Below are 6,434 nucleotides of genomic sequence, written 5' to 3' on the forward strand. Positions count from 1 at the left end.
CAAACGGACGGATGTTGTACCGGGCACCGGCACGCATCAGCGTATGCCAGATTTCCATGGCTTTGTGGGCAGGCGCGTGGATCTCATAGCCCAGTTCGCCAACAAAACCGACACGGATCAGCCGCACTTTTGCGCCACACATTGTGCCCTCGCGGATGCCCAGATAGGGGAAGCTCTCTTCGCTCAGATCCACATCCGTCAGCGTCTTAAGAAGCTCGCGCGACAAAGGTCCGGCAAGATTCATCGCCGCCAGGGAGTCGGTCAGGTTCACCAGGCGCACATCCAGTCCCAGATCCATCACCGTCTGAGACAGAATGCGGAAGGTCGCTGCCGCATGACTGGTGGTGGCGGATACATAAAAGCGGTCTTCACCAAGTCGGGCGGCAATACCGTCATCAATGATCACACCACTGTCTTCCACCAGCAGGGCATAACGTGTCATGCCCTGCCTGATGGTAGACATTTTCATGGTGTAAACCGCATCTAGGAGCCTCGCGGCATCCGGTCCCAGAACCTCGATCTTGCCCAGGGTGGAGACATCGATCAGCCCCAGACGGCTGCGCACTGCCTGAGCTTCACGCAGAATGGCCTGTTCGCGTTCTTCCGGCTGGCCGTAGTATTCCGGCCGCTGCCAGTGTCCGGCTTCCATCATCCGGGCGCCATGGGCCTCGTGCCATTCCTGCATTGGGGTACGTCTTTCTGGGCGGAAGCGCCGCCCGGCCAGGGCGCTGACCGGTACCGGGTGGAACATGGGCCGGGCTGTGGTCGAGCCGGTTTTGTCGATCGACTGGCCCCGAATCGCAGCGAGGATGCGGATACCGTTCATGTTCGAATGCTTGCCCTGGCTTGGACCCATGCCGATGGTCGAAAAGCGCTTAATCAGCTCAATGTTGTCGAAGCCCTCTTTAGCGGCATTAACAAGGTCCTTCAACTGGAGGTCTTCATCCATATCGACAAAATTCTTGCCCGCCGGATGAGAGACTATGGGCCACGGGTGGCTATGAGCCTGCCGATCCCGGTGTAGAGTCTGGCTTTCGGCATGGAACTCACCCCTCAGCTCAGCCAGCGCGGCCCGGGCGGCGCGTTTACCATCGGCCAGGCGTTGCTCTAGGGTGAAAGCTCCGTTCACACGCCCACAGGCATGGATGCCAGCGGGCAGTTCTCGGGGCAGGATCTGCTGCAGGGTGTCGTCATAACCCAGTTTGCCCTTAGCCTGGTAAAGCAGTTGGGAAGCCGGGGCCCAGCCCACGCTCATCAGCAAAAGATCACAATCGATGGCCGTTAGCTCGGACGGATCACAGTCCTTGCCATTAAATGCAGCCACCTGGACAGATTGAAGGTGCCGACTTCCCTGAGCGGCGTAGATCCCGCATCCGCGGTAGACAGGAACCCCCTTATCAGTAACCTGCTGCGCCCAGGAGCCACGCTGAGGTGTTGATTCAAGATCCACCACTGCAGCCAATTCAATGCCGGCCTCCATCAAATCCAGGGCGGCACGGTAGCCTTCGTCATTGGCACAGAGTACGACGGCCCGGTGGCCCGGACTGACCGCGTAGCGGGAAATCAAACGCTGGGCAGCAGAAGCCATCATTACGCCCGGCAGGTCGTTGTTCCGGAACACAGCTGTCTGCTCCATGACCCCAGTGGCACAGATCATTCCCTCTGCACGCAATTTGGTAATACCCTTCGGGCCAACCAGGGGAATGTAGTGATCTGTGTACCAGCCAGTAGCATAGTGCTGTTCAAACAGACGGATGTTGGCATGGTTCCGCACCTTATCCTTCAGGGCGGCTCTTACCCCGGTCGCCGCTGGTTCATTGGCCAGCTGGTAATCAAGGCTGCCGCCAATATGCGGGTTCTCATCGACCAGCACTACGTCCGCCCCGGCCTCTGCCGCTGTCAGCGCAGCTTGCATGCCGCTGGCGCCGGCTCCGACAACTAGCAACTCACAGAAATCGTAGCGCTTGGGTGTGCGCTGCTCGGTCCAGTCAGTATTGACCCGGCCTAGACCGGCTTTTTCCCGGATCTTGCGCTCCCAGAAGGGAAACAGCTTCTTCGGTCGGTGAAAGGCTTTGTAGTAGAAACCCACCGGCATAAAGCGGGCGAACAAACCGATGAAACGATCCCGATCATTCGCCAGCGAGCCATTAACGTTACAGGCCTTAAGCTCAATCCCTTCGGTCAAAGGCTCGACATCGCCGCGGATATTGGTGGCGTGCGCACTCTGAAACAGAGCGTTCACGTCATGATTCGCCAGCGTCAGGGCGCCGCGAGGACGATGGTATTTGAAACTACGCCCCAGCAATGAGTGGCCGGAGGCCATCAGCGCCGAACTAATGCTATCCCCGGCAAAACCGGACAGGCTCTTCCCTTCGAAACTGAAGGTCACTGTTCTGCCGCGATCGATCCATTCCAGGGGTTGTTGATCAAGCCGGTATGTCATAACGCACCTCCCGGGCATCGACGATCGCTTTCACCTCATCGGTCAGCGTGTCTCGGTCAAGGATGAACCAGTAACCGGTTGGCCGGTGATACCAGCGCTCACGCAGGACACTGGGTGCGCCCTGGCGGTTGAACACAAAACCTGCCCAGGTTTCGGTATCGCAGTCCACCGGCGGCTTGCGCACCTCTCCGACGTAATCGAATTCACTGATGGGACGACGACCGATCAGTGGACAATCCAGTAATTTCATTTTTCGACTCCTCAATGTCCGACCGATGCAGCGCCTTTCTCTCCGACCAGATCGAAGTCGGCGAAGCGGCTGTAGCGGAATGGTTCGATCAGTTCGTGGGTCTGGTCATTGGCCGCGGTCCAGGCCATGGTCTTGCCGCTAACCGGCGTCGCCTTGAAGCCCCAGGTGCCCCAACCGGCATCCAGATAGAACCCTTCGATGGGAGTTTTACCCATAATGGGAGCAAAATCCGGGGTCATATCGCTCATGCCCGCCCACTGCCTCATGACTTTCAGGCGGCTCATGAACGGGAACAGGTCCACCATCTGGTCAGCCAGACCCTCGACAAAATCAAAGGAGGAGCGTGTGGAGTGGAGCACGGAGGGATCCACGGAGGCGCCCATCACCATCTCGCCCCGTGACGACTGACTGACATACACATGCAGACTTCCGGAGACGACAATGGTGTCCATAAACGGCTTGACCGGCTCGGACACGCACGCCTGCAGAGGGAAGATCTCGATGGGCGTCGGCAGGTTCAGCATTTCAGTAATGCGTGGGGTGGAGCCGGCCACCATAGAGATAACCTTGCCACAACTGATGGCACCCCGATCTGTATCAACACCTATCACCCGTCCGTCACGGGTACGAATATCGGTGACACGGGTTCTCTGATGAATCTCGACGCCACGGTTATAGGCACCACGGGCATAGCCCCAGGCCACCGCGTCGTGCCGAGCCACCGATCCGGGCGCGTGGTAGAGTGCCCCCATTACCGGAGTATGACCGGCACATTCCAAATCCATATAAGGCACGGCCTTGCCGATTTCATCGCGACCGACTACCTCACTGTCGATGCCATAATGCTTGTTGACCTCAGCCCGCCAACGCATGGTTCGCATTGCGCTGTCGGTGTGTGCCAGAGTGAAGTGCCCCCGTGTGGAGTAGAAAATGTTGAGATCAAACTCGTCGGAAAGATCCTCGAACAACTTCACACTGGTGTCGTAGAACTTGACGCCTTCCGGAGTCAGGTAGTTGGAGCGCACAATCGTGGTGTTGCGACCGGTATTGCCGCCACCGATGTAGCCTTGCTCCAGAACAGCCACATTGGTAATGCCGTGCTCTTTTGCCAGATAGTAGGCACACGCCATACCGTGACCACCACCGCCGATAATGACGACGTCATAGTGCGACTTCAGTTCCTTGGGCTCCGGGAAGAAACGCGGTTCGTCGTGCGAACGCTTGAACCCGTATTTCAGTAGTTTCCAGGACATTACTCTCTCCCTTCCGGTTTCAGGCGAATACAACGGTCTTGTTGCCGTTCACCAGGACGCGGTCTTCGATGTGATAACGCAGTCCCCTAGCAAGAACCGCTTTTTCCACATCCTTGCCCAAACGGACCATGTCTTTGGTGGTGTTATGGTGGGTAACTCGAAGCACGTCCTGCTCGATGATGGGTCCGGCATCAAGGTCCGGTGTCACGTAATGGCAGGTGGCTCCGATCTGTTTCACACCGCGTTCTGCTGCCTGGTGATAGGGGCGCGCCCCGATAAAGGACGGCAAGAAACTGTGGTGGATGTTGATGATGCGGCCCGGATACTTTTCGCACAGGGTTTCGGGAATGATCTGCATGTACTTGGCTAGTACGATGGCGTCGGCCTCGACAGACGCAATTTGCTCCTGAACCGCCTGAAAATGTGGTTTTTTGTCGGCTTTATCGACGGGAACGTGGATAAACGGTATACCGTGCCACTCAACAAAAGAGCGCAGGGTCTCGTGGTTTGAAATGACACAGGGGATATCGCAATCCAGCTCCCCGGCACGCCACCGGTAAAGCAGGTCGGAGAGACAGTGCGACTCTTTGGAGACCATGACCACGACCCGTTTTCTCTGCGCGGAATCCGTGATGTCCCAATTCATAGAAAACCGTTCCGCCAGGTCGTTGAACTTTGCCCGGAATTCCTCCAGGCCGAACGGAAGCGAATCAGCTACCACCTCGTAACGCATGAAAAACAGACAGGACTCTGCATCGGCGAACTGGTGAGCCTCAATGATCCAGCCTTTGTGATTGGCAATGAACTGTGAAACCGCTGCCACAATACCCACGGTATCGGGACAGGATATCGAGAGTTTGTAGCGACGTGTGTTTTCAGGATTAAGTACCATTCCCCTGCCTTTTTCTCTAACAAGAAATTTAGTTTCCCTTTGGTAAAGCACAAGGCTTGCCAAAATGAACTCGGCAGCAGAATTAAGTTCCCTTTGTTTCGTAAGCTCCTGAAAACCGTACTTTAATGAATATATATTTACCCACAGGAATATATGATGAAAGAAGGTAGCCGCAACAAAAACCGCCCAAAGTCGCACCAAATTGATGCCAGGCCGCACCAATAAGGATCAAAACTCTGCAACGGGACGCTGAGAGTAGCCGCTACAGATCGCACACGGCGGGTATTGAGAAAGATGTTTTCCGAACAGGAATAATGCGGTTAGACTATGCTGGATCGAGGAGAGCCCTATGCCCACTGATAGCCCTGCATCGCGACACATTGAAGCCCTGGAAGAGGGAAAAATCAGCTTCAGCCGTGAAAACCACAATCCTCGCCTGAAACTTGAGCAGTACATCGGTATGCGGGTAAAGCGAAAGCGACAGGAGCAGGGCCTGAAGATCACCGACGTAGCTCGTATTGCAGAGCTAAGCCAGGGCATGGTCAGCAAGATCGAGAACGCCCAAGTATCGACCAGCCTCGAGACGCTCAGCAGGCTTTGCGACGCAATCAGTCTGCCGATTTCGCAGTTATTCAGTGATTATGACCGGCCTGACGGTGGCGCCCAGCTAACCAAGGCCGGGCAAGGCATGGAGGTGGTTCGAAGGGGAACTGAGAAGGGACATACCTACCAGCTACTTAACTACCACCGGGGCAGCCAGAAAAGCTACGAACCTTTTCTGATCATCATGGACGATGCAGCTGAGGTCTTTCCTACGTTTTCCCATCCGGGCCTTGAATTCATATACATACTGGAAGGTGAAATACTGTATCGGCATGGCAATCACCTCTACGAAATGGGGCCCGGTGATTCGCTATCATTCGATAGCGAAGTTCCTCACGGCCCGGAGGAGCTGCTTAAAGTGCCAATCAGACTGCTCTCCATCATTCATTACGACGACTAGCCCCCAGCGCCCGACATGAAACCGATAAAGTCGTTGAATGCGCTACAGAAGCCCAGTGCTATATGGGAAGAGATTAGAGTCCATAAAGGAAAAGGTCGGGGACTAGGCGCCAGCCATGTTAAGGCGGCTTCCCGAATCTCCATTTCCACTTTCGAGTCCGAATCCTCAGGGGCGAGATGCCTCTTAGTATTTTCGGCGTACCCGAGCTCCTCCGGTACTCGCGCGGGACGCTCCGAAGAAGACATTGCCCCCTACTCTCCAACCAGTGAAGACCACTAATCGTCACGGGAATCAGCAAGGGACGAAAAGAATCGTTCGCACCTCTAAGGTGACGCCCTCTGGGAATCAACATAGAGGGACAGAAAGAGTTGCTGGGCCTCTGGCTGGCCGAGACCGAGGGTGCGAAGTTCTGGCTATCGGTACTGACAGAGTTGACGAACCGTGTTCTAGAGCACATCCTGATCGCCTATGAGAATGGTCCCGAAGGGTCAAGCCAAGCTAATTTCTCTTCCCTAAAGTGGTGCGGTTAGAGCGATATGATCCCTGTGATGGTGCAGAAAGCTCTGACATATGTAGTGGTTCAATGATTCCGG

Annotated in this window: 5 protein-coding genes and 1 pseudogene; 2 read left to right on the forward strand and 4 right to left on the reverse strand. The window is 55.8% G+C overall.

Going from position 1 to position 6,434, the window contains the following annotated elements:
* The 4 genes from B2W52_RS05930 to purU all read right to left on the reverse strand — a co-directional run.
* Window positions 1-2,443, reverse strand: a 2,443-nt coding sequence (locus tag B2W52_RS05930) for a 2Fe-2S iron-sulfur cluster-binding protein (protein WP_286801889.1), incomplete at its 3' end; no start/stop codon positions are given.
* Window positions 2,427-2,693: a sarcosine oxidase subunit delta gene (locus B2W52_RS05935; RefSeq protein ID WP_273070714.1), complete on the reverse strand. Its 267-nt coding sequence runs from the start codon at window positions 2,691-2,693 to the stop codon at window positions 2,427-2,429. The genes B2W52_RS05935 and B2W52_RS05930, both read right to left, overlap by 17 nt.
* 11 nt (window positions 2,694-2,704) lie before the next feature.
* On the reverse strand, window positions 2,705-3,946 hold the full coding sequence (locus B2W52_RS05940; RefSeq protein WP_008169839.1) for an FAD-dependent oxidoreductase: 1,242 nt from the start codon (window positions 3,944-3,946) through the stop codon (window positions 2,705-2,707).
* Window positions 3,947-3,965: 19 nt separating this feature from the next.
* On the reverse strand, window positions 3,966-4,838 hold the full coding sequence (purU, locus tag B2W52_RS05945; protein WP_008169841.1) for a formyltetrahydrofolate deformylase: 873 nt from the start codon (window positions 4,836-4,838) through the stop codon (window positions 3,966-3,968).
* Between the two features lie 460 nt (window positions 4,839-5,298).
* Here purU and B2W52_RS05950 point away from each other — a divergent pair, with 460 nt between their 5' ends.
* Window positions 5,299-5,841, forward strand: coding sequence for a helix-turn-helix domain-containing protein (locus B2W52_RS05950; RefSeq protein WP_050898231.1), 543 nt, complete (start codon window positions 5,299-5,301; stop codon window positions 5,839-5,841).
* Between the two features lie 338 nt (window positions 5,842-6,179).
* Window positions 6,180-6,341, forward strand: a pseudogene (locus tag B2W52_RS05955) (transposase); the annotation flags it as partial.
* Window positions 6,342-6,434 lie beyond the last annotated feature (93 nt).

The organism is Marinobacter sp. UBA2498 (genome assembly GCF_002341575.1).
Classification (GTDB): Bacteria; Pseudomonadota; Gammaproteobacteria; order Pseudomonadales; family Oleiphilaceae; genus Marinobacter; species Marinobacter manganoxydans.

Bases quoted from the DNA above. Each gene is read 5' to 3' on its own strand.
- B2W52_RS05935 (WP_273070714.1), bottom strand. From the start codon at position 2,693: ATGAAATTACTGGATTGTCCACTGATCGGTCGTCGTCCCATCAGTGAA.
- B2W52_RS05940 (WP_008169839.1), bottom strand. From the start codon at position 3,946: ATGTCCTGGAAACTACTGAAATACGGGTTCAAGCGTTCGCACGACGAA.
- purU (WP_008169841.1), bottom strand. From the start codon at position 4,838: ATGGTACTTAATCCTGAAAACACACGTCGCTACAAACTCTCGATATCC.
- B2W52_RS05950 (WP_050898231.1), top strand. From the start codon at position 5,299: ATGCGGGTAAAGCGAAAGCGACAGGAGCAGGGCCTGAAGATCACCGAC.